The sequence below is a fragment of the Leptospira terpstrae serovar Hualin str. LT 11-33 = ATCC 700639 genome (assembly GCF_000332495.1).
Lineage (GTDB): Bacteria > Spirochaetota > Leptospiria > Leptospirales > Leptospiraceae > Leptospira_A > Leptospira_A terpstrae.
On the sequence record NZ_AOGW02000006.1, the window covers coordinates 300,081 to 318,942 of the forward strand.

Annotated in this window: 25 protein-coding genes and 1 other RNA gene; 12 read left to right on the top strand and 14 right to left on the bottom strand. The window is 36.7% G+C overall.

What is annotated here, in order from left to right; all coding sequences use genetic code 11:
- Nucleotides 1–145 precede the first annotated feature (145 nt).
- The gene (locus tag LEP1GSC203_RS03325; protein WP_002972721.1) at nt 146–1,018 is read left to right on the top strand and encodes an AraC family transcriptional regulator; all 873 of its coding nucleotides are present in this window, start codon (nt 146–148) and stop codon (nt 1,016–1,018) included.
- A 71-nt stretch (nt 1,019–1,089) separates the two neighbouring features.
- Nucleotides 1,090–1,539 carry a DoxX family protein gene (locus LEP1GSC203_RS03330; protein WP_002972289.1) on the top strand — a complete coding sequence of 150 codons (450 nt, stop codon included), beginning with the start codon at nt 1,090–1,092 and terminating at the stop codon, nt 1,537–1,539.
- 75 nt (nt 1,540–1,614) lie between these two features.
- Here LEP1GSC203_RS03330 and LEP1GSC203_RS03335 read toward each other — a convergent pair whose 3' ends face one another.
- Nucleotides 1,615–2,907: a malic enzyme-like NAD(P)-binding protein gene (locus LEP1GSC203_RS03335; protein ID WP_002972388.1), complete on the bottom strand. Its 1,293-nt coding sequence runs from the start codon at nt 2,905–2,907 to the stop codon at nt 1,615–1,617.
- A gap of 134 nt (nt 2,908–3,041) precedes the next feature.
- Between LEP1GSC203_RS03335 and LEP1GSC203_RS03340 the strand changes: the two genes are divergently transcribed.
- The 5 genes from LEP1GSC203_RS03340 to LEP1GSC203_RS03355 all read left to right on the top strand — a co-directional run bounded on the left by LEP1GSC203_RS03340 (nt 3,042) and on the right by LEP1GSC203_RS03355 (nt 6,014).
- A complete protein-coding gene (locus tag LEP1GSC203_RS03340; protein WP_039937211.1) occupies nt 3,042–3,758 on the top strand; it encodes an MIP/aquaporin family protein in 717 nt (238 codons plus the stop codon).
- 273 nt (nt 3,759–4,031) lie between these two features.
- On the top strand, nt 4,032–4,160 hold the full coding sequence (locus LEP1GSC203_RS20080) for a hypothetical protein (protein ID WP_002972299.1): 129 nt from the start codon (nt 4,032–4,034) through the stop codon (nt 4,158–4,160).
- A gap of 194 nt (nt 4,161–4,354) precedes the next feature.
- Nucleotides 4,355–4,936 carry a hypothetical protein gene (locus LEP1GSC203_RS03345; RefSeq protein ID WP_002972338.1) on the top strand — a complete coding sequence of 194 codons (582 nt, stop codon included), beginning with the start codon at nt 4,355–4,357 and terminating at the stop codon, nt 4,934–4,936.
- 22 nt (nt 4,937–4,958) lie between these two features.
- The gene (locus LEP1GSC203_RS03350; protein WP_002972220.1) at nt 4,959–5,429 is read left to right on the top strand and encodes a hypothetical protein; all 471 of its coding nucleotides are present in this window, start codon (nt 4,959–4,961) and stop codon (nt 5,427–5,429) included.
- 3 nt (nt 5,430–5,432) lie between these two features.
- Nucleotides 5,433–6,014 (top strand): DJ-1/PfpI family protein, encoded by a 582-nt coding sequence (locus LEP1GSC203_RS03355; protein WP_002972645.1) that lies wholly within the window; start codon nt 5,433–5,435, stop codon nt 6,012–6,014.
- On the opposite strand, the gene LEP1GSC203_RS03360 is transcribed toward LEP1GSC203_RS03355, so the two are convergent.
- The 8 genes from LEP1GSC203_RS03360 to LEP1GSC203_RS03395 all read right to left on the bottom strand — a co-directional run bounded on the left by LEP1GSC203_RS03360 (nt 6,001) and on the right by LEP1GSC203_RS03395 (nt 12,015).
- Nucleotides 6,001–6,864, bottom strand: coding sequence for an ATP-binding cassette domain-containing protein (locus LEP1GSC203_RS03360; protein ID WP_002972930.1), 864 nt, complete (start codon nt 6,862–6,864; stop codon nt 6,001–6,003). The genes LEP1GSC203_RS03355 and LEP1GSC203_RS03360 overlap by 14 nt on opposite strands.
- Before the next feature lie 17 nt (nt 6,865–6,881).
- Complete coding sequence (gene modB / locus LEP1GSC203_RS03365; protein ID WP_039937072.1) at nt 6,882–7,565, bottom strand: molybdate ABC transporter permease subunit; 684 nt, start codon at nt 7,563–7,565, stop codon at nt 6,882–6,884.
- A gap of 55 nt (nt 7,566–7,620) precedes the next feature.
- Nucleotides 7,621–8,430: a molybdate ABC transporter substrate-binding protein gene (modA, locus tag LEP1GSC203_RS03370; protein ID WP_002972468.1), complete on the bottom strand. Its 810-nt coding sequence runs from the start codon at nt 8,428–8,430 to the stop codon at nt 7,621–7,623.
- A gap of 131 nt (nt 8,431–8,561) precedes the next feature.
- Nucleotides 8,562–8,756, bottom strand: coding sequence for a hypothetical protein (locus LEP1GSC203_RS03375; RefSeq protein ID WP_039937074.1), 195 nt, complete (start codon nt 8,754–8,756; stop codon nt 8,562–8,564).
- A gap of 162 nt (nt 8,757–8,918) precedes the next feature.
- Entirely contained in the window at nt 8,919–9,311 is a 393-nt protein-coding gene (locus LEP1GSC203_RS03380) for an LA_2478/LA_2722/LA_4182 family protein (RefSeq protein WP_002972871.1), read from the bottom strand.
- 167 nt (nt 9,312–9,478) lie between these two features.
- On the bottom strand, nt 9,479–10,216 hold the full coding sequence (locus LEP1GSC203_RS03385; protein WP_002972326.1) for a flagellar motor protein MotB: 738 nt from the start codon (nt 10,214–10,216) through the stop codon (nt 9,479–9,481).
- A complete protein-coding gene (locus tag LEP1GSC203_RS03390) occupies nt 10,213–10,866 on the bottom strand; it encodes an FFLEELY motif protein (RefSeq protein ID WP_002972225.1) in 654 nt (217 codons plus the stop codon). Before LEP1GSC203_RS03390 ends, LEP1GSC203_RS03385 begins: the two co-directional genes overlap by 4 nt.
- A 6-nt stretch (nt 10,867–10,872) precedes the next feature.
- Complete coding sequence (locus LEP1GSC203_RS03395; protein ID WP_002972612.1) at nt 10,873–12,015, bottom strand: LIC13341 family surface-exposed protein; 1,143 nt, start codon at nt 12,013–12,015, stop codon at nt 10,873–10,875.
- Nucleotides 12,016–12,112: 97 nt separating this feature from the next.
- Between LEP1GSC203_RS03395 and ssrA the strand changes: the two genes are divergently transcribed.
- Both ssrA and LEP1GSC203_RS03405 read left to right on the top strand, forming a co-directional pair.
- Nucleotides 12,113–12,464, top strand: a transfer-messenger RNA (tmRNA) gene (gene ssrA / locus LEP1GSC203_RS19535).
- Between the two features lie 207 nt (nt 12,465–12,671).
- Nucleotides 12,672–13,055 carry an MliC family protein gene (locus LEP1GSC203_RS03405; RefSeq protein ID WP_002972676.1) on the top strand — a complete coding sequence of 128 codons (384 nt, stop codon included), beginning with the start codon at nt 12,672–12,674 and terminating at the stop codon, nt 13,053–13,055.
- Between the two features lie 29 nt (nt 13,056–13,084).
- Here the strand turns inward: LEP1GSC203_RS03405 and LEP1GSC203_RS03410 are convergent, their stop codons facing one another.
- From LEP1GSC203_RS03410 to LEP1GSC203_RS03430, 5 genes are all read right to left on the bottom strand, one after another.
- Complete coding sequence (locus LEP1GSC203_RS03410) at nt 13,085–13,462, bottom strand: hypothetical protein (protein ID WP_002972839.1); 378 nt, start codon at nt 13,460–13,462, stop codon at nt 13,085–13,087.
- A gap of 128 nt (nt 13,463–13,590) precedes the next feature.
- The gene (locus LEP1GSC203_RS03415; protein ID WP_002972899.1) at nt 13,591–14,334 is read right to left on the bottom strand and encodes a methylenetetrahydrofolate reductase; all 744 of its coding nucleotides are present in this window, start codon (nt 14,332–14,334) and stop codon (nt 13,591–13,593) included.
- Between the two features lie 45 nt (nt 14,335–14,379).
- Complete coding sequence (locus LEP1GSC203_RS03420) at nt 14,380–14,961, bottom strand: YdeI/OmpD-associated family protein (RefSeq protein ID WP_002972208.1); 582 nt, start codon at nt 14,959–14,961, stop codon at nt 14,380–14,382.
- Nucleotides 14,962–15,112: 151 nt separating this feature from the next.
- Nucleotides 15,113–15,598 carry a GyrI-like domain-containing protein gene (locus LEP1GSC203_RS03425; protein ID WP_002972253.1) on the bottom strand — a complete coding sequence of 162 codons (486 nt, stop codon included), beginning with the start codon at nt 15,596–15,598 and terminating at the stop codon, nt 15,113–15,115.
- Nucleotides 15,599–15,650: 52 nt separating this feature from the next.
- A complete protein-coding gene (locus LEP1GSC203_RS03430; RefSeq protein ID WP_002972362.1) occupies nt 15,651–16,532 on the bottom strand; it encodes an AraC family transcriptional regulator in 882 nt (293 codons plus the stop codon).
- Nucleotides 16,533–16,802: 270 nt separating this feature from the next.
- Between LEP1GSC203_RS03430 and LEP1GSC203_RS03435 the strand changes: the two genes are divergently transcribed.
- From LEP1GSC203_RS03435 to LEP1GSC203_RS03445, 3 genes are all read left to right on the top strand, one after another.
- On the top strand, nt 16,803–17,561 hold the full coding sequence (locus tag LEP1GSC203_RS03435; protein WP_002972521.1) for an SDR family NAD(P)-dependent oxidoreductase: 759 nt from the start codon (nt 16,803–16,805) through the stop codon (nt 17,559–17,561).
- Nucleotides 17,562–17,752: 191 nt separating this feature from the next.
- Nucleotides 17,753–18,316, top strand: a complete 564-nt coding sequence (locus LEP1GSC203_RS03440) for a dihydrofolate reductase family protein (protein ID WP_002972864.1) — start codon at nt 17,753–17,755, stop codon at nt 18,314–18,316.
- A gap of 37 nt (nt 18,317–18,353) precedes the next feature.
- Nucleotides 18,354–18,854 carry a DUF1579 domain-containing protein gene (locus LEP1GSC203_RS03445; protein ID WP_002972782.1) on the top strand — a complete coding sequence of 167 codons (501 nt, stop codon included), beginning with the start codon at nt 18,354–18,356 and terminating at the stop codon, nt 18,852–18,854.
- Nucleotides 18,855–18,862: the final 8 nt, after the last annotated feature.

An 18,862-nucleotide genomic window follows, 5' to 3' on the forward strand; every position in this document is an offset into this window, starting at 1 on the left:
TTTCAGATTTTTTAACGTCGCAGATGGGAGCTTTGTTCTGATAGAAAGGAATTAGTGGATGGTTGGCTTTCGCCCGAATCTCTGAATATTCTAATTTGAGGTTTAGGAGAGGATCCTTAACGCTGCAAAATGGCGAATTTGTTTTATGCAAACTGAACTAAAGAACATTCCAATCATCCACCTAACAGAAATTCAAAAGGATACCACGAATCCCTACTTTTATGTAGGTAGGTTGGAAGAATTGCCAAGTGATTTTCAGTCGTTTGACAGTTCACATAGACATTCCTATTATGCGTTGTTCTATTTCACCGAGGGAGAGGGAACTCATACTATTGATTTTCAATCCCACCCAATAACAGAAAATACATTATTTTTTCTAAGGCCAGGACAAGTGCATTCCTGGATTTTTACGAAACCAGTGAAAGGTTTTGCTTTGAAGATTTATCCTGACTATCTTTCCGAACATGGTGGATCGATCACTAGCTTTCAAAACTATCCTTTTTTCCAACTAGGAAATCAAAATTGTAATCTGACAATCGATGATTCAAAACAACTTAGAAATGATTTTGAAAGATTATTGAATGAAACAATATCTCAGTCGAATGCTTCTATGACCTATCTTTTAATTCAGTTGGTATTACAACAATCATTGAAAGAATTCAATCATTCCCAAAAGGAAAATACAAAAATTGAATCTAAGTTATACATATTTTTTAGTTTATTAGATAATCACTTCAAAGACCAAAAAACAACATCCTATTATGCAAAAGAAATGGGAATCTCTACCGGAAGTCTGAACCAGTTATGCCAAAACCAATACGGAAAATCAGCAAAAGCAATCATCCAAGAAAGATTGGTATTGGAAATCAAACGATTGTTACTGCATTCAGATTTTAATATCAATCAGATTGCTTTGACTTTAGGATTTGCTGACAATTCTTACTTTAGCAAATTTTTCAAAAGTCATACATCCGATTCACCAGAAAATTTTAGACTTCAAAAACGAAAACTACCATAAAAATCAAATTCTCTCCATTTACCAAACTTCCATTTTTTCGTAAGATAAAACCTAGAATTTAGGAGAATGGAATGTTAGAAAAATTATTCTACACAGAAGCCAGTTGGTTTTTGACTTTATTAAGATTGGTTTTAGGTTTAGTGATCCTTCCTCACGGATTACAAAAGTTACTAGGGATGTTTGGCGGATATGGGTATTCGGCTACTCTCGATTTTTTTAAATCAGAAGGGATTCCTTATGCGATTGGATTTTTAGTCATCGTAGCCGAATCTTTCGGGGCACTAGGTCTTATTTTTGGCCTATTCACAAGGATTTCTTCTTTTGGAATTGGAATCACTATGATAGGAGCCGCCATTTATGTGAGAAAAAATGGATTTTTTATGAATTGGTTCAACCAACAATCAGGCGAAGGATTCGAATACCATATCTTGGCCATTGGAATGGCTGTGATTCTGATGATTGCGGGCGGTGGTCAACTAGCGGTTGATAGTTGGATTTCGAATAAAATCCAATCTAATTGAGTGGGAATCGTTTCACTATCCATCTAAAGACAGCCGTTCATTTGCAAAAGAACTGCTTGTTCGATTTAGATGGGTTTAGATTTCTAAAACGCTAATAGGTTCTTTTTGTTGGGCCATGATCGATTCCAAAAATTTCACATAAGCCTCACGACCAGGATACTCTACTTGGTTCACACCGGTTTTTACGGCAGCTTCTGCCACAGCCGGTGCAACATGATAAAGAACACGTGAATCTAATGGTTTTGGAATGATATAATCGGCCCCAAAACGAATTTCTAATTCGTTGTAAGCTTCGTTAACTTCTGTAGGAACTGGAAGTTTAGTCAGTTCACTTAACGCATAGGCGGCAGCTAACTTCATCTCCATGTTTACTACCTTTGCACGAACGTCTAGGGCTCCGCGAAAGATAAAAGGAAATCCGAGTACGTTATTGACTTGGTTAGGATAATCACTGCGACCAGTGGCCATAATGAGATCTGGTCTTGCACGTTTTGCATCGGGATAAGGAATTTCGGGATCTGGATTGGAAAGAGCAAACATAATCGGCTTTTCTGCCATCGTCTTTACCATAGCTTCCGTTACCACATTGGCAACAGACACTCCAATAAAAAGATCGGTCCCAGGAAAGATATCTTCTAAAGATTCCGCATCAGTTGTGCGAACAAAAGGTAACTTTGACTCATGTAAATTGGTTCGTTTGTGATTAATCACACCACGAGAATCCAACATATAAATGGATTCATGTTTGACTCCAATATGAGTTAACATCCCTGCAATAGAAATGGCTGCCGCTCCTGCTCCATTGATTACTACTTTTAAGTTGCCAGCTTTTTTACCAGTGATCTCAAGTGAGTTAAGTAAGGCCGCGGTAGAAATGATAGCAGTTCCATGTTGGTCATCATGAAACACTGGAATCTTCATACTTTCATCTAAAGTTTTTTCAATATGAAAACATTCCGGAGCACGGATATCTTCTAAGTTGATCCCACCAAACGTTGGTTCAAGGGCCTTTACAATTGTAATAAATTTTTCTGGATCGGTTTCACTAATTTCGATATCAAACACATCAATGCCGGCAAATTTTTTAAATAAAACTGCCTTTCCTTCCATCACTGGTTTTCCAGCGGAAGCTCCAATATTACCAAGTCCTAAAATAGCAGTTCCGTTGGTGATGATTCCAACTAAATTTCCTCGGTTGGTATACTCATAAACGAGATCCGGTTGTTTTTCAATTTCGAGGCAAGGGTAAGCGACGCCAGGTGAGTATGCCAAGGACAGGTCATAACTGTTCTCCGTTGGTTTTGTCGGAACTACTTTGGTTTTTCCTTTCGGAAACCTAGAGTGATACTCAAGCGCGCTATTTTTCATGGTCTATTTTCCCACGATTTATGATTCGATGGAAAATCCTAGAATAAATTGGTGGAAAGCCCATTCAAAAAGGGTTGATGGAAGTCCTATGTCCCTTTAGATAAAGTCCTTACGAAATGCCAGAGGGGGCAAATTTGGAACTTATTGGTGAATTTTTTGGAACGGCGGTTCTCATTCTACTCGGTGATGGTGTTGTTGCAGGTGTTTTATTAGAAAAGTCGAAGGCCAAAGACAGTGGTTGGATTACGATCACTACAGCTTGGGCTCTTGCCGTTTGTTTTGGGGTTCTGGTCGCAAAGGCCTTGGGAAGTCCAGGGGCTCACTTAAATCCTGCAGTCACACTATCTGTTTGCATCCAATCGGGTGATTTTTCGATTTTTCTCCCCTACAGCCTAGCCCAAATTGCCGGAGCTATTCTTGGTGCCACTCTCGTTTATTTGCACTATCTTCCTCATTGGAAAGAAACCAAAGATTCTGGAACCATTCTAGCCGTATTTTCTACATCACCAGCCATCAAACATACCGCCTCCAATATGATCAGCGAGGGCCTCGGAACCTTTATCCTCATCATAGGAATTCACGCCATCTTCTCTCCGTTTAACGGTGGTGCCACGGGAGTTGTGGGAACTGGATTTGTAGGATTACTCGTTTGGGCCATTGGTTTTTCGCTAGGTGGAACTACTGGTTATGCGATTAACCCCGCCCGCGACTTAGGCCCAAGGATTGCCCATTGGATATTACCGATTCCTAATAAAGGAAACTCAAATTGGAAATATGCTTGGCTTCCCGTGGTCATCCCGTTAGTCGGTGCGGCGATAGCAGCGGTTGTGATTCGGTGGGGGATAGGGTAACTGGTGTAAGGGGTTTACAAGGAAATTGGGGGATGGGATAGTGGTGGAGTGGGGGTAGGGAAGTTACGGTTAACGACGCGCTTCAGAACTTACATCCCTGCAAGACAAACTCTCCTGGTGCTCCCTTACTTGCGCAAATATTGTGGCCAGTCTAACTTCCCCTCTGGACTCATGGCCAGCATACGTTCTTTAGTCTGATTTATCATCTTCCATTTTTAACATTTACTTTCTTAAAGAAAAAATTGACGAATTAAACACAAAAAGAGTAAATCAATGAAACGACTCAATTATATAATTCTAATGATCCTATTGATCAATACTTTAAATTGTCTTTATGGGATTGGTAGGATTGCGCCAACTAAACATGTTGGTGGAAACTTTGAAATCACTGATAAAAAATAAGTATTGAAACATCCGACAGACTTTCGCAATCCACCTTCCTATTCCTATTCTCATTCTTATATTTCCTAATGGTTTTGATGAAAAAAGAATCTACTTTATTGATGATCTTTAGTCAGCTCGCTTAATTTTTTATTTTTCTGTGAAACAAATCAGTTAGGTGAATGTTAATATAGTAATACGGAATCCTAGAAAAAATGAAAGCTAAACTTTTACTGATTGCCTTACTTGCCTTCCCTTTCCTCACGATTTTCGCTACAGAATCGGATAGTTCCGATATTTTCCGCGGAATTGATTTCTCTATTACTGAAGTTCAAAAAGTAAAGGCTATGACCATTACAGTTCCCAAAATAGCAAAAAGATCCGACTCCATCCATATGAAAGATAAGTTCCCTATTGCTTTCTTCAAAGCTGATTGCACTCAAGAAAAAGAATGTTTTTCGCTACTGATTGGCGTATCGGTCGTTCCTGAATCATTAAAATCGTTTGAAACTTTAATTGAAGAGTCAAGGGCTACTGACTTCGGCAACCCACCTTACGAAGTAAACAAATGGGTCGAACTTCTGACATTTAAAACTGATAAGACAAAAATCTTAATGGGGCCAGGGGAATTACTCGGAACCAAGATTAACGCTTTCTATTACGTAAAAGAAACAAATGAAACTTATAAGGTTTCGATAAACCTAATCTATCATCCAAAGTTTCCAGAGGAAGAATGGAAAGACATTTTAATGCATTCATTTCTCATTCTAAATAGCACCAACATTGAATCTAAATGAATTTGTATTAAAAAGAGAATCTATGATTCAATACGAAGCAATTCTCAATCAAGTCATCGGGGAATATAAAATTCTTTATGGCAAATCGGCAAATGTAACTATACCATTTGAAGGTCAGAAAAAAATCCAAAAGAACATTCGTCTTTTCGATTGGTTTCAAATGAGTAAAAATAAAAAAATCGAATTCTATGATCGGTTTGGTGACATTGATGAAGAAAATGTTCTCGGTAAATACATCATTGACAATGGAGACGATGAGATATTTTCACCGGAACTAAAAGAAGGAGTCATTCCTTTCGCTTACATTGTCGATGATGGTGCCACTGGAAACGATTACCAAGAAGAAGGAATTTTGATGTTAGACCTTCGCGTCGCAAAACTTCCCGTTCTTATTGCCGAAGTGGATGGTACCATAGATGGACAAACTCCATTTAAAATTGTATCGTTTGAATCCTTGGGTATTAAAGCCGGCAAAGTCAAAGTAGAGGATTAGAGTATGAAAAAAGTTCTACTCCTACTCGCAAAAGGCTTCGAATCTTTTGAAGCCAGCGTTTTCATAGATGTCATCGGCTGGAACTTAGTAGAAGGAGACCAAACAACAAAACTCTATTCTTGTAGTTTCGCAAAAGAAGTCCAAGGATCTTTCGGCGTTAGATTCAATGTGGATTTTCTAATTGGTGAAGTGAATGTAAATGACTTCGATGCTTTAGCGATTCCTGGCGGGTTTGAAGAATACGGTTTCTATGAAGAAGCCTATCTCCCTAAATTTCTAGAGTTGATTCGGGATTTTGACCGACAAGGTAAAACCATTGCTTCCATCTGTGTTGGAGCATTGCCAATCGCTAAGTCAGGAGTTTTGAACAAACGAATGGCTACTACATACAATCATAAAAACAGCATTAGGCAAAAACAACTTCAAGAAATGGGAGTGAATGTACAAAATACGCCAATAGTTATAGATAAAAACATTATCACAAGTTGGAGTCCTGCTACAGCAACAGGCGTCGCCTTGCTTCTGTTAAAAATGATCACTTCTGAAGAGAATGCCAATAAAATCAAAGAAATTATGGGTTTTTAATCTCGTCTTCCCCAAATGAAAGCTTTGTGGAAATCCTATCCCCTAACTTAAAATTTTGTTTTTTATCTTTTGGTTCCAGGACAGCTAATGGATTTTTAAACCAAACAGCCGCTTGGTTGGTTGATGAGTCGATACTAATCACTTCTCCTTCCAAAGAATTCGGTTTTCCTTTTGGATTAAAGATTTCAAAGGGATGTCCGCTAGATACAATCTGTCCTTCGGAAATTAGAAACACTTTTTTCGATAATTGGATGACCTCTGGAATTTCATGAGTAATGAGTATGATGGTCATTGCAAATTGATTTTGTAAAGAAAGGATCATGGAATACAATTGGCTTCTAATCCGTTGGTCTAAAGAAGAAAATGGTTCGTCCAACAAAAGAATTTTTGGTTTTTGCACAAGAGCTCGTACCAAAGCGATTCTTTGTCTTTGTCCTCCGGACAAACCTACAATTTTTTTATTTAAAAGATCTTCGATTTCAGCTATTTTAATGAGTTCATTCAAAAACTGTTTGTCTTCATTCCCTTTACGAAAAGCAAACTCTAAGTTTTGGCGAACATTCATATTTGCGAGTAAAGAAGAATCTTGAAACAAAAATCCAAGGGATCGCGAAACAATTGGGAGATTGATTTTATTTTCGGAATCAAACCAAACTTGACCATCCACAGAGATGTTACCAAAATCAGGTGTCATTAAACCAGATAACATTTTCAAAAGTGTTGTTTTTCCAGCACCCGATTCTCCAAAAAGAGAACTAATCTGGTTTAATGGGATTTCACATTGATAATTTAATTCTATTGGTTTTGTTATGCGAGAGACAAATTTTTTTTGAATATCTATTTTTATCATTCTCAACTCTATAGAATTTAATCTTTCTCAGCGAATACCATGGAAACACTACGTTTGTAACGAAAGAGAACTAAGAGTACAATCATAGAAATTACTATTAATACCGACGCATATATATGTGCGGAATGATAATTCATCGCCTCAACTTCTTCTAAAATGGCTATCGAAGTAACCTTTGTTTTTCCAGGGATACTTCCACCAATCATCAATACCACTCCAAACTCACCAATGGTATGTGCAAAAGTTAAAATCATACCTGCAAGGATTGCTGGTTTACAATTTGGAAGTATCACACGAAATAATATCTCTAACTTTGATTTTCCAAGTACCTTAGCCGTGTTTATATGGGTTTTCGGTATGGAAGAGAAGCCTACTTGTAATGCTTGTAACATAAAAGGCAAACTGAATAAAATTGAACCAATGAGAATTCCAAAAAAACTAAAGGCTATTCGGAAATGAAAAAGCTTCTCGATCCATCCACCGAACCAATGATTTGGACTAAAAACTAAGAGAAGATAAAATCCAAGCACAGTCGGTGGTAGAACCAGTGGTAAGTTAAGTATGGCTTCTATGATAAAACGGTATCGAAATGAGGAAAAGGTAAGCCAATAGCTTATCGGTATTGTGATCAGTGTTAAAACAAAGGTTGTGAGAATGGCAAGTTCAAGAGTCAACCATATAGGATCAAAACTGAGCATCATACAATAACATACCTGAGGGAGAAATTACGAACCAACTTTAATCACCAAACAAACATTATTTGTCAGGAATTTTATATCCATACTTTAGTAGAATTGATTTTGTTTCAGAGGAAAAAAGAAAGTCAAATAACTTATTTATGGTTATTTTTTCTTCCTCCGATTTTGTCTCTTTGGTATGAATAATAATCAGTCCTTGGTGAATTGTGGAATAAGTAGTCGAGTCCACTTGTTTCCAATAGCGGAATGTATCTTCATTTCCATATAAAGTTGAAAATGAACTAAATCCAACATCTGCAGATCCAGTCGAAATGAATTGATTTACCTGAGTGATACTTTCTCCAAACACAAACTTATGTTTTAACTTTTCGTATATACCCAAGGATTGTAAAGTTTCCACCGCAGCCTTACCATATGGAGCAGTCTTTGGATTTGCGATTGCTATGAATTTAATATTATCACTTAATAATAGTTCAGAAATGGACTTAAGTTTATCGATTTCTTTTTGTGAAAAAAGAACCAGCACTCCCACAGCATACACTTTAGGTTGGTGCAAACCATATCCATCCTTATATAGAGCCAAAGGAAAATCCATATCGGCAGAAAGGAATATATCTACCGGTGCTCCATTCTGTATTTGATTCGTGAGTTGGCCGGACGCACCGAAAATTAATTTTATATTAGCTTCTGGATTTAGTTTTAGGAAAGCTAATCGGATCTCTTCCATTGGGTTTTTAAAATTTGCTGCAACCGCCACAACAATTTCCATCTCACTCTTTGGATTTTTAATTGGCGTTATTGGATTTTCTGCAAAGACTTCCATCACAAAAAGTAAGGAAAGTAAAATGATGATTTTAATGTTTTTCATAACCGGCTAACCGTATCCAGAAAATTACAAATGTCCTGAATCATGCCATTCTTTTTTGGATCATTCGGATTTCGATTTTTAGATTAGAATCACAATGTATAAAAGGAAATTCTTTTCAAGATTTCCATGATTTACTTAACGTTACTTAACTGAGTCAAACTTCCATTTAATTTTCCTTGATGATTGGAAACATCGATACCTCGAATCGGATATTTCTCTTCGGAAGGATAAACAAACCATATCAAACCTAAATCAAGTGCTTTGAACAAAACTAAAGTAAAAATAAAGGCTAATAAACTAATTATTGTAATTTTTTTAATCATCATCTATTTCACTGTTTGTATCTCTATTTGGTATTTTATATAAATATAATACTTGTTAGTGTAGAAAAGAAACGTATTGCGTTTACTCAGCATAGGAAGTAGAACCATCACGATAGATAGAAATAATCCGCCTTCTCCCTATTCCAAAAACGGGTTTACGATACGTTAATTTCCGCTCTGGATCTTTTGAAACGAAACACAGGAAGGAATTGTTTCCATCTTTCCTTCTTGTAAATCTTTACAGCTAAACTTTAAAAGGTGCGAATGGCATTCTTTATAGGTTGTTTGAATTGTTAATGGATCTGCTCCAATGAGTTTGTATGCATTACTTTCGCGAAACCGTTTTTGGCATTGCGACTCTTCTAATCGTCCTTCAGTAAATTTTTTTAAATTCTCTGGGATGGACATCCATTCTTTGTCAGCGCATTCTCTATACTTTGCGCAAATCTCTGCAGTTAAACTTAAAGATTCATTTTGCCATTCCAAATTAAAAATGCCTTTGTCCTTTTTACAAGATACTGCAAAAACAAAATTCAAACTGACTAAAAAAATGATCAATCCTGACTTCCAGTTTAATATTGAAGGTAGATACAAATTTTGGAAGTTATTCGTAATTCGATTAAAAACGAATATAACTCGTGTGAAGCTGGTATATCGTTTATTTCCCCGGATTGAACGCGTGTTTATTCTATTCTGTAAGTTCATTGATTCTAATGATTTCCCTTTTATTTCGAATTTTCTAAAGTATCTTTTTTACGAATGAGTATTTCGATTCGTTCTTCTTTGGCTTTTTTTTCTGGTGTGTCCGATTCTTTTGCTTTTTGAAAGACCGCATAACCTTGGACAGACACTTGTTCTTTGGGGATCCCATATTCGTTCACCAATTTTTCAGCAAGTAAAGAAGCCCGATGTGAATGATAGTCCCATGAATTTTGGAATTTCGATTTATCAATTTGTGATTCATAGGGAATTTGAACACGAACCACTATATCAATATCCATACCTTTGGATAAAACAGCCAATTGTTCAAAAGCAAATTTTAGATCTGGATCTGCCTTTAAAATATCATCAGAAGCCAAATCAGAACCTGCGAAAGTTAATTTGAGTTCTTCTGTTTCAGCAAGTCCAAGTTTTAACTTTGCTTTTTCTCTTAGTGTCTTTAATGCAAAACCGATCCGTTCCCAAAGGCGAAACACTTGAGACTTTGGTTCCATTGTGTCATCTTCTAATATTCCGGATCCACCTTCTAAAATAGCACCCACCGAACTGACATTCAATCCAAACCCTCGTTTGATATCTTTTGCTACTTCAGTGAGTCGATTAGCATCGACTTTGCTTATGGCATAGAGGATAATAAATAGTCCAAGTAATAAGGTGATCATATCGGCATAGGTCAATAACCAACGATCATGTGCCTCGACATGTTCTTCTTCTTTAGATACAAACCGGGATCGTCTTCTCATATTTCCTCTTTGAGCGTTGGAAAGGCTTTATATAAAAACTCCCATTCCTTTTCCTTTACTTTCACATAGAACTCGTTAAATAAATCTTGGCCAACGGGTAAAGTTGCATAGTAACCTTGTTCCACTTTTTTAAATAAAGGATAAACACCTAATAAACGAGACATCATAGCAGCTGGTTTTATAATATAAGCACTCACTGGTTTGTGCGCCAATTCATAGAATTTTTTAAGATTAAAGAGTACAACTTCTAATTGTTTTTTTCGCGTCTCTCTTTCATCTAACTCGCAAAAAAGTGTGAAGTATTCTTCTTGATCGATTTCTCTTCCCGGCTTCCATCCTTTGGCGAGAAGAAGTTTGGCCATTAGAATGTCTAAATCGTCTGTTATGGTGTTAAGTTCCATTAGACGTTCCACACTTTCTCTAGTGCCTTCTTTCATCATGTTTTTGACTTTATCGTAAGTAGTAAAAGCCAAAGTTTCCCACTCTTCTTTTCCATCTAAATTATAAACAGTTTCAAAGAAGAATTTTGCCATCTCAATAGTTTCTTTACGGTGAAAAAAATCATAATAATAGAGATGAAATCGATCCACTTGGACACGAACAATCTCTCTTCTGGCAAGTGTGACTTCTTCCGTCAATTGGTGTTTCATTTACTTTTAGTTAGTTGAAACTCCCAAAAGATAAGAAGGAAATCCTTGTTGGTCACGTTCAAATGGAGCTATCGAAAACTGATTAGGAATAGATACTATCTCATGATAAAACTTATAAGTAGAACGAAATAAAATTTTTGGAGTTACCGATTCTTTTGGTGTATATAAGAATTTGATTCCATAACGAAAGTTATTGGCCCAACCTTCTTTAGTTACTTCTAACAATGGGTATTCAGCAGGAATTTTTTTATTAGAGACAACATTATAAACTATATCGCCTTTTTTATACACCCGAACTCCTTGTGTTTCTCCCGCGAGTCGAACGGATCCTGCTTCTGGGAATGACAAGGACAAATAGGTAAGACTTACATAGTTTCCACGATTCTTAAGTTGCAAAGTCACTTGCGATTCTTTTCCTATCTCAAATTTAGGCGTTACTTCTAAAGATACAAAAGAAGGTACTGGCTGCATGGGAAGGTTAGCAAGCATCTCCCAACCATTATAAACAAATTCTTGGGAATAATTTGGATTGGATGGAAAGATACGAAATGATTTGTCTTTGGTACTATATTCAAAATCCACTCGTTTGCTTCTTTTTAACTCTTCATGTTCTTTGAGTTGGAATCCGTCCCAAATTTTTTTCCCTTTGCGGTAACCCATGGGAACAGAAAATAAACCTAACGGTGGTTCTTCGGCGAGCACTTCAATAAAAACAGAATTAAAATTATCTCCAGGAAGTTCCGCAACAACGATCCTTCGGAGACAATCTCCCGCAAAGGTAGATTTTTCTTTTCCTGGCGCGGAACCCGAAACCCAAGAATTTAATTTCGCATCATAAAACATTGGCCCCAAGTTTTGTAAAAAATATTCCAACTTCCAAAGAAAGGTCCAACTGGTTCCTTCTTTTCGAAATGCCGCAATAACCTCACTGGTCCCCGACTGGAATAAAACCAAAGTTTCCATTTCCGGTGATTCGTCCAAATTGATCTGCTTTTGGCCTAAAACACGAACGGATTGTCCAGAATCCTTTCCATAAACCGCCTCCCGAATTTCCAAATCCGAAGGAAGTTCCTTTTGAGAGCAAGAAACGAAAGAAACTAGTGCAAAAAGGAAAGTCACTGGAAAAAGAAATCGATTGGATAAATTCATAGGAATTCTTTCATTCCAGCATACCAAAACTCCAATTCAACCTTTTTTGCTTTTCCTTTCGAACTCTCGTGTTTTACTCGTCTAAGTAGTAAGAATTGGGGACGACATTGGTTTCGACTGTTGTTGGCTTGGATTCAGTGGCACGTAGGGGTGAGGGACCTCTTAAAAACCTTCAAAACAATAACTGCAAATAACGAATTTGCTCTAGCAGCTTAGTTTTAAGCTCTACGGTTTCCATGGCTGTTTCCTTAGGTGGCCAAGAAACCGACACCTCTCTAAGGACCTTTCGGATCTGTCGCCCGCTTCGGGCCGAATTGAACTCTAAGTAGGATAGGAATTAGTCCCCCGTTTGTAGGGTAAGTCTTTCCGAAATTTATTTGCAAACTAAACGTGTAGAAGCTGCATTTGAGGGCGATAGGACCCGGGTTCGACTCCCGGCGTCTCCACCATTCAGGCATTCATTGTGCAGCGTTCGCCTGGCCCTCCGTGGCCAGAGCTCCCGCCCACGTCCATCCATGGACGTTGTGCACAACAAACGCCTTCATCAGGTAATTAGCTAAAGTTTACTAAAATTCCTTTTAGTATTGTTTCTAAGTATCATCTAACAAAAGATTTACAACGGGAGTCCAAGGTAGGAAGTCAAAGACTGAGTAACATTGCAAACATCTAAGCACTCGCAATTTATCTATATTTTTAATTTAACCATAACAACCGCTATTTGCATCATTTCTTTCGATTGTTCACCCGCTTATGAAGAAATTGAAATTGTTTACCAAGCGGAAGATGGCCAAAGGATCACGGCTGTTTATCACAATCCAACAAATGATGTAGACAAATTCTCTGTAACTCTAGAAATACCTCGTGGGCAACCGATCACCTTAAATCAAGGAGCTGCTGCCTCAGGAGTTCGTTATACGGATGACAAAACTTTGGTTTGGTGGACTAAATCTAACGTTGCGTTTATGATGAAACCAGATGGAAAAGGTGATTGGCAAATAACTGACAGATATAAAGAAATTTTATTAGATCAGAATCGTTGATAAAGTATTTGCAACTCTATATGATTTCATCAAATAAAAGATTCAATTTTAATCTTTGGCCAGACACCGAACCAAGTATGATAATAAAGCATATAAATTCCAAATGATATCCCGCATAAGATAAGAAAGACGGCCGTTTTGCGAAAGACCAAAAGATTTCCTATATCCACGGTCATTTTCAAAACAATCTTTGTTAGCTTATCTATGATGGAGAACAAAAAGAAAAAAAGCAAAAGGATCACACCCATACCAATCAAAGTTACAACGGGTTTTTCATATATACTCGTCAGACCCAATACCCGTCCATTGATCAAAGTTACCACCAAATCAACAGCTAGTATACAGAGCAGGCGAAAATAAAAACCTAAAAACCAATGAAAGAGAGATTGTTTCGGTGAAGAGGACATGGGGTAATGTCTATGTGTCCGAACTATATTTGCAAGCATGATTTCTCAAAAAAACTTCTTTCGCCGAGTTAAACCCTTGTTCTACACTGCCACAGGCACAATTCTGTTGTTATGTGAGTATCAACTGTTTATTTGAATAAATTGTTTAAATAAGCTTCAAGATTAAGGCGAATTGGCATCAAATACATGTTTAATTCATTTTGTGAGCAATAAGCAATTACCTCTTTCGCAAACTGTACATTCCAATCCATGGTAAGTTTAAAATCTTTTGGAAAGTAAGCTCTATTCCTCGATTCCCAATAACTTTGTGATTTTTCAGTAACCACGGGACTGATTCCAATATATACTTCCATTCCTCTAAGTTTTTCAGTAAAAATATCTATCAGTCTTAAATCAAAAAAAGGTTGAGTAAGGAATCCATCGGCCCCAGCATCTTTTTTCATTTCAATATAATCAAATTCGTCTTTTATCCCAACACGATACTGATCAACGGCAGCATAAACTTTTAAGTGGCTAATTTCTTTTTTTAGTTTCTTAATCATTTTAATTGAAGTTGTTGGATAAACTCTTTTAGACATATCCGTTGGCGGATCACCCTTTATTACAACAACAGAAGACACTTGGTTATTTTGTAAATATTCTATAATATCACCACAGTTATCCAAATCAAAATCAATGGCCCGTAAGTGGGGAATTACATTCGGAAAAATATTTTTAATCTCTGAAGCAGCAACCCAACTTCTAGTTTCAAATCGTAACAAATCTGGAATGTTAATGCCAGATATTTGACTAAAATTATTTTTTACAAAGTTTACTTCACTCAATAATGTATCTATATCTCTTGGTACAACTTCTAGCAGAATTTTAGTCATTTAAATCCCTTTTATTATAATTGATTTTGGTGCTGATTAAATAGTTTAGTGTATTTTTTTTTGATTCTTCATCATTGCGAGAAGAGCATTCATTCGTTTTTCTCTGGTCTCTTGAGTTTTTGCAGTTTGTAGTCTCCAAGCAATTGCAAATAAGTTTGTTTTATTCAGTGTTTTAAAGAATTCGTATGCTGGTTTGTCTTTTGCTATTATAGTTAAAAAATCTGAAGGAATTTCCATTTTACTGGGAGAATCATATGCCTTATCCCATCTTCCATCTTTTTTTGCAGTTTCAATTTCTTTTAATCCAGAAGGTTGCATTCGTTTTTCTTTGATAAGCGAAATAACTCGTTCTCTATTTCGTTTTGACCATATGCTCTTTGGTCTACGTGGAGTAAATTTTTGAAGCCAAGAATTTTCATCATACGTTTTTTTCTGGCTATCGATCCAGCCAAAACAAAGTGCTTCATCTAATGCCTCATCATAAGTTATCGTTTTTTTACCTGAATCTTTCTTATAAATTTGTAACCAAATACCTTTATGAAAATTGGAATAATGTATCTTAAGCCATTCCTTCCATTTATTTTGAGAAGAAAACGATTTTATGGGAATCTCGTCATCTTTATCCATAGAATTTCAATCTCTCCTAAGTATATTCTGTCGCATGCATTGAAGATCAAATTAGAGATAGAAATTCGAATCAACTAAGAAATCGACTACTACCAGTAAGATTTAAATGCTGCATGGCTTTAGATCAATCAAATGTTTGTTAGGATGACTATTACTTCATTACAGGAATAAAAATCATTTCTTCAGAACTCGGATCGTTATTTCTGTATTTGTCTCCCATCACTTCAAAATGAGGTCGTTGGTCCAACCTATATCCCGACCTTGGAAACCATTCTTGAAAAATTCTTTGGTAAAAAGGACCAGCCTGACTTGGTAAACCATGATACAAAAATCGAACATAAAGACCTGATGGAATTTTTATGATTTCCAAATCTTCGGATAACGTTGCCTTTTCAAAAACCTCACTCACCTCGACACCTGCCCATTTCATAAATCGGTTGGATGGATTAAAATTTTGAAAGTAGTCAGAAGTATAAACAGCCATTGAAATTAAATTGGAGTCCAATCGATTTGAAATATCTTTTGATTTTGGGATAAATTTTTGCCACAATGTTTGTGTTTGATTCTCCATTAGAGACATTTCTAATTTCATTCCAATAATAATTTTTTGATCAATTTCTACTATTTCTGAATTCATAAGTAAAACATGGAATTATAATTATATTTTGCAATATCTTATTACTAAATCCTTATATCCCCATTTCTTTTAGTAATTTCGCATCACGAGCGGGAGAGGCTCCAAAAAAACGAGAGTATTCCCTATTGAATTGAGATACACTTTCGTAACCTACATCTAACGCTGCATCAGTCACCGAATAGCCACTATAGGTTAAAAGTTTTCTTGCTTCCAAAAGCCGTAACTGTTTTTGAAATTGTATGGGACTTAAACCTGTGATGGATTTGAATTGCCTATGAAAGGTTGTGATTCCCATACAAGCTCTATTTGCCAATTGATCTATTTCAAAAGTATTTGTAAAATTTTGCCTGACCCATTGGATAGCTTGGTGAATACTCGATCCTTTTTGATGGGAATGAAATAATTGCCGAAGACGCCATCCCTCCGGCCCAATCAACACATGATATAAAATTTCTTTTTCATAGAGTGGCGCTAAAGCAGCTATATGTTCTGGTGTTTTCATTAACCGCAACATTCGTAACCAAACTTCTAAAAATGGTGCTGTGGCAGGACAGGAAGAAAATTCATTATGATTATTTTTACCATCCACCGTATTCGGTGTATCTTTTAATAGATCCAGTAACACTTTTTGATCTAACTGAAGAGCCACTGATAAATAGGGACGACCATTGGCAGCTTGTCTCACATAACCTGTTGCAGGCATTTCCGTTGGAATGACAAAATACGACGGACCTTCCAAATGTACAACTTGTGTGCCAATCGATATTGTTTTGCCACCTTGGACCACAAGGCCGATTAACGGTTCATATACGGCTGCAAGTTGGTGTGTCGGAACTTCCCCTTGAATCATAAGCACACGCGGAAGTCCTGTTTTTGTAGGTTCCGTTGTGGCACTACTACATAGTTCCGCGATTTCATTCAGTATTTTCTGCACCACCCCATCCTAACATAAAAGAGGCTTTTAGGCATTCGATTCTTCAAAAAAATGAATAATTCCTATAAAATATTTCATTCAAAAAATTAAAGAAAGGTAGTTTTAGGCAATAATTTGGTAAAATCGGATCTTGTGAAAAAATTTCCTTAGGCTATATTTCCTATAACGAAACTTGCAAACAATGAATCTGTTTTGAAGTGGAAAAGAACGAATGCTCTTTCTTCCATTTTAAAAACTTATTTTTACTCAAGTTCAAAATAGGAGAATATTATGAAAATAGCAATCGTCACTGGCGGAAGTAACGGTATAGGGAAAGCAACAGCCATGGAGCTCGGTAAACGAGGAATAGGTGTGATCCTTACTTACAATTCCTACAAAGATCGAGCAGATGTTGTCGTAAGTGAAATTGAGAAGATAAACCCAGGAGTGCGCGCCGTTGCATTGAAGTTAGATCTTACAAAAATAGAAACTTTTGAAAAGTTTGTAGAAGATGTAAAAGGCAAACTCGCTGAAATTTGGAACCGAAACAGTTTCGACTATTTAGTAAATAACGGTGGCGTCGGTGGACCAATGCTCTTCGCAGAATTAACAGATACGTATTTTGAACAAATCCTTAATACCAATTATAAGGGACCGATCTTTCTTACCCAAAAACTTGTTAGTTTTATAAAAAATCATGGTGCAATTGTTAACACTTCTAGTTCATCCAGTACTAAGGCATTTGTTGGGTATTCCATTTACGGATCATTAAAAGCTGCTCTAACAACATGGAGTCGTTATTTAGCAAATGAATTAGCTGCTCGCAAAATCCGTGTTAATACAGTATCTCCCGGACCAACACATAGTAATTTCGGAGATGGAGTATTTGACAAATATCCTGAATACATCAAACCTTTAGCTGATCAAACTGCTTTTGGTCGTATTGGATTACCAGAAGATATAGGGAAAGTCATTGTGAATTTACTCTCTGATGATTTCGGATGGGTCACAGCTCAAGACGTTGAAGTATCAGGTGGACATTTGCTTTAAGACGTTTCAAAACAAACTACAAAAACCAACGAGTGCATTAAGAATCTTAACTATAAAATTTTCCAATTCACTTCGTTGGTCTTTTCAAGTATAAACAAAAAAATTTATAATAATTCTCTTGATGAAACGGAGAATCTGTTTTTTAAATAGGATAGATTTGTTTGTTTAATTCCGTATAGAAGGAAAATCATATGAGAAAATTGATTATGTGGAATGTGATCACCCAAGAAGGTTTTTTTGAGGGTACAAAAAACTGGGACTTGAGTTTTCATGGCCTTGTTTGGGGCAAAGAGCTGGAAGAATTCAGCCTCGTTCAATTGAGATCTGCCGACATGCTTGTCTTTGGTTCGACTACATACAAAGGTATGGCTGATTACTGGACTAATGCAAAAGAAGAGGAAGGCGAAGTCGCCAAATTCATGAACACAATCCCCAAAGTGGTATGTTCCTCAACCCTTGTTACAGCCGATTGGAATAATACTGCCATTGTAAAAGATGCTGTATCAGAAATTTATAAATTAAAAAAGGATGGCAATGGCAATATGTTCGTGTTTGGGAGTGGTAAGCTTTCTGAGTCTTTGATGAAAGCAGAGTTATTTGATGAGTATCGTCTGTGCCTGGCTCCCGTTTTTTTAGGAAATGGTAGACTTCTGTTTCACGAGGGACTTCCTTATCAAAAACTCAAACTATTGGAAACAAACCCTCTCACTACTGGTGGTATCATCCTTCGTTATGCACCAATAGGAAAAGAATAAATCAACAGCTCAAGTTAGCAGGTATAGATATACATATATGACAACAAACAAATTCGAACAGTCCCTAGAGAATGGCCCACACAACCAACTACAAAAACTCATCGGCCTTTGGAGTGGAAAAACCAAAACCTGGTTTGAAAAAGATGTTCTAGCAGATGAATCAGATGCACAAGCATCTATCACTAGTTTGTTGGAAGGGAGATTTATTTCTATCGATTATCATAGTAGTTTGGATGGAAAACCTTTTGTAGGAAAGATGATTGTAGGTTTTGACATTCCCTATCAAAAATTTACAAGCTCCTGGATCGATAGTTTTCATATGGGATCTCAAATTATGTTGTCTAGTGGAATATCCACGGAAAAAGGATTTTCTGTGACAGGCTCTTATGGAAACCCAGAGTATGGCGAAAAACTCTGGGGTTGGCGAACAGAATTTCAATTTATCAGTGAATCTGAATTTTCCCTGACTGCCTATAACATTTCTCCAGAAGGAGAAGATGCCAAGGCAACGGAAACTTTCTATAAAAGAGTTAGTTAGAATTAAGG

Bases quoted from the DNA above. Each gene is read 5' to 3' on its own strand.
- LEP1GSC203_RS03350 (WP_002972220.1), top strand. From the start codon at position 4,959: ATGATTCAATACGAAGCAATTCTCAATCAAGTCATCGGGGAATATAAA.
- LEP1GSC203_RS03440 (WP_002972864.1), top strand. From the start codon at position 17,753: ATGAGAAAATTGATTATGTGGAATGTGATCACCCAAGAAGGTTTTTTT.
- LEP1GSC203_RS03445 (WP_002972782.1), top strand. From the start codon at position 18,354: ATGACAACAAACAAATTCGAACAGTCCCTAGAGAATGGCCCACACAAC.
- LEP1GSC203_RS03385 (WP_002972326.1), bottom strand. From the start codon at position 10,216: ATGAGAAGACGATCCCGGTTTGTATCTAAAGAAGAAGAACATGTCGAG.
- LEP1GSC203_RS03415 (WP_002972899.1), bottom strand. From the start codon at position 14,334: ATGACTAAAATTCTGCTAGAAGTTGTACCAAGAGATATAGATACATTA.
- LEP1GSC203_RS03375 (WP_039937074.1), bottom strand. From the start codon at position 8,756: ATGATGATTAAAAAAATTACAATAATTAGTTTATTAGCCTTTATTTTT.
- LEP1GSC203_RS03335 (WP_002972388.1), bottom strand. From the start codon at position 2,907: ATGAAAAATAGCGCGCTTGAGTATCACTCTAGGTTTCCGAAAGGAAAA.
- LEP1GSC203_RS03330 (WP_002972289.1), top strand. From the start codon at position 1,090: ATGTTAGAAAAATTATTCTACACAGAAGCCAGTTGGTTTTTGACTTTA.
- LEP1GSC203_RS03425 (WP_002972253.1), bottom strand. From the start codon at position 15,598: ATGAATTCAGAAATAGTAGAAATTGATCAAAAAATTATTATTGGAATG.
- LEP1GSC203_RS03390 (WP_002972225.1), bottom strand. From the start codon at position 10,866: ATGAAACACCAATTGACGGAAGAAGTCACACTTGCCAGAAGAGAGATT.
- LEP1GSC203_RS03435 (WP_002972521.1), top strand. From the start codon at position 16,803: ATGAAAATAGCAATCGTCACTGGCGGAAGTAACGGTATAGGGAAAGCA.
- LEP1GSC203_RS20080 (WP_002972299.1), top strand. From the start codon at position 4,032: ATGAAACGACTCAATTATATAATTCTAATGATCCTATTGATCAATACT.
- LEP1GSC203_RS03325 (WP_002972721.1), top strand. From the start codon at position 146: ATGCAAACTGAACTAAAGAACATTCCAATCATCCACCTAACAGAAATT.
- LEP1GSC203_RS03410 (WP_002972839.1), bottom strand. From the start codon at position 13,462: ATGTCCTCTTCACCGAAACAATCTCTCTTTCATTGGTTTTTAGGTTTT.
- LEP1GSC203_RS03395 (WP_002972612.1), bottom strand. From the start codon at position 12,015: ATGAATTTATCCAATCGATTTCTTTTTCCAGTGACTTTCCTTTTTGCA.
- LEP1GSC203_RS03355 (WP_002972645.1), top strand. From the start codon at position 5,433: ATGAAAAAAGTTCTACTCCTACTCGCAAAAGGCTTCGAATCTTTTGAA.
- modA (WP_002972468.1), bottom strand. From the start codon at position 8,430: ATGAAAAACATTAAAATCATCATTTTACTTTCCTTACTTTTTGTGATG.
- LEP1GSC203_RS03420 (WP_002972208.1), bottom strand. From the start codon at position 14,961: ATGGATAAAGATGACGAGATTCCCATAAAATCGTTTTCTTCTCAAAAT.
- modB (WP_039937072.1), bottom strand. From the start codon at position 7,565: ATGATGCTCAGTTTTGATCCTATATGGTTGACTCTTGAACTTGCCATT.
- LEP1GSC203_RS03345 (WP_002972338.1), top strand. From the start codon at position 4,355: ATGAAAGCTAAACTTTTACTGATTGCCTTACTTGCCTTCCCTTTCCTC.
- LEP1GSC203_RS03360 (WP_002972930.1), bottom strand. From the start codon at position 6,864: ATGATAAAAATAGATATTCAAAAAAAATTTGTCTCTCGCATAACAAAA.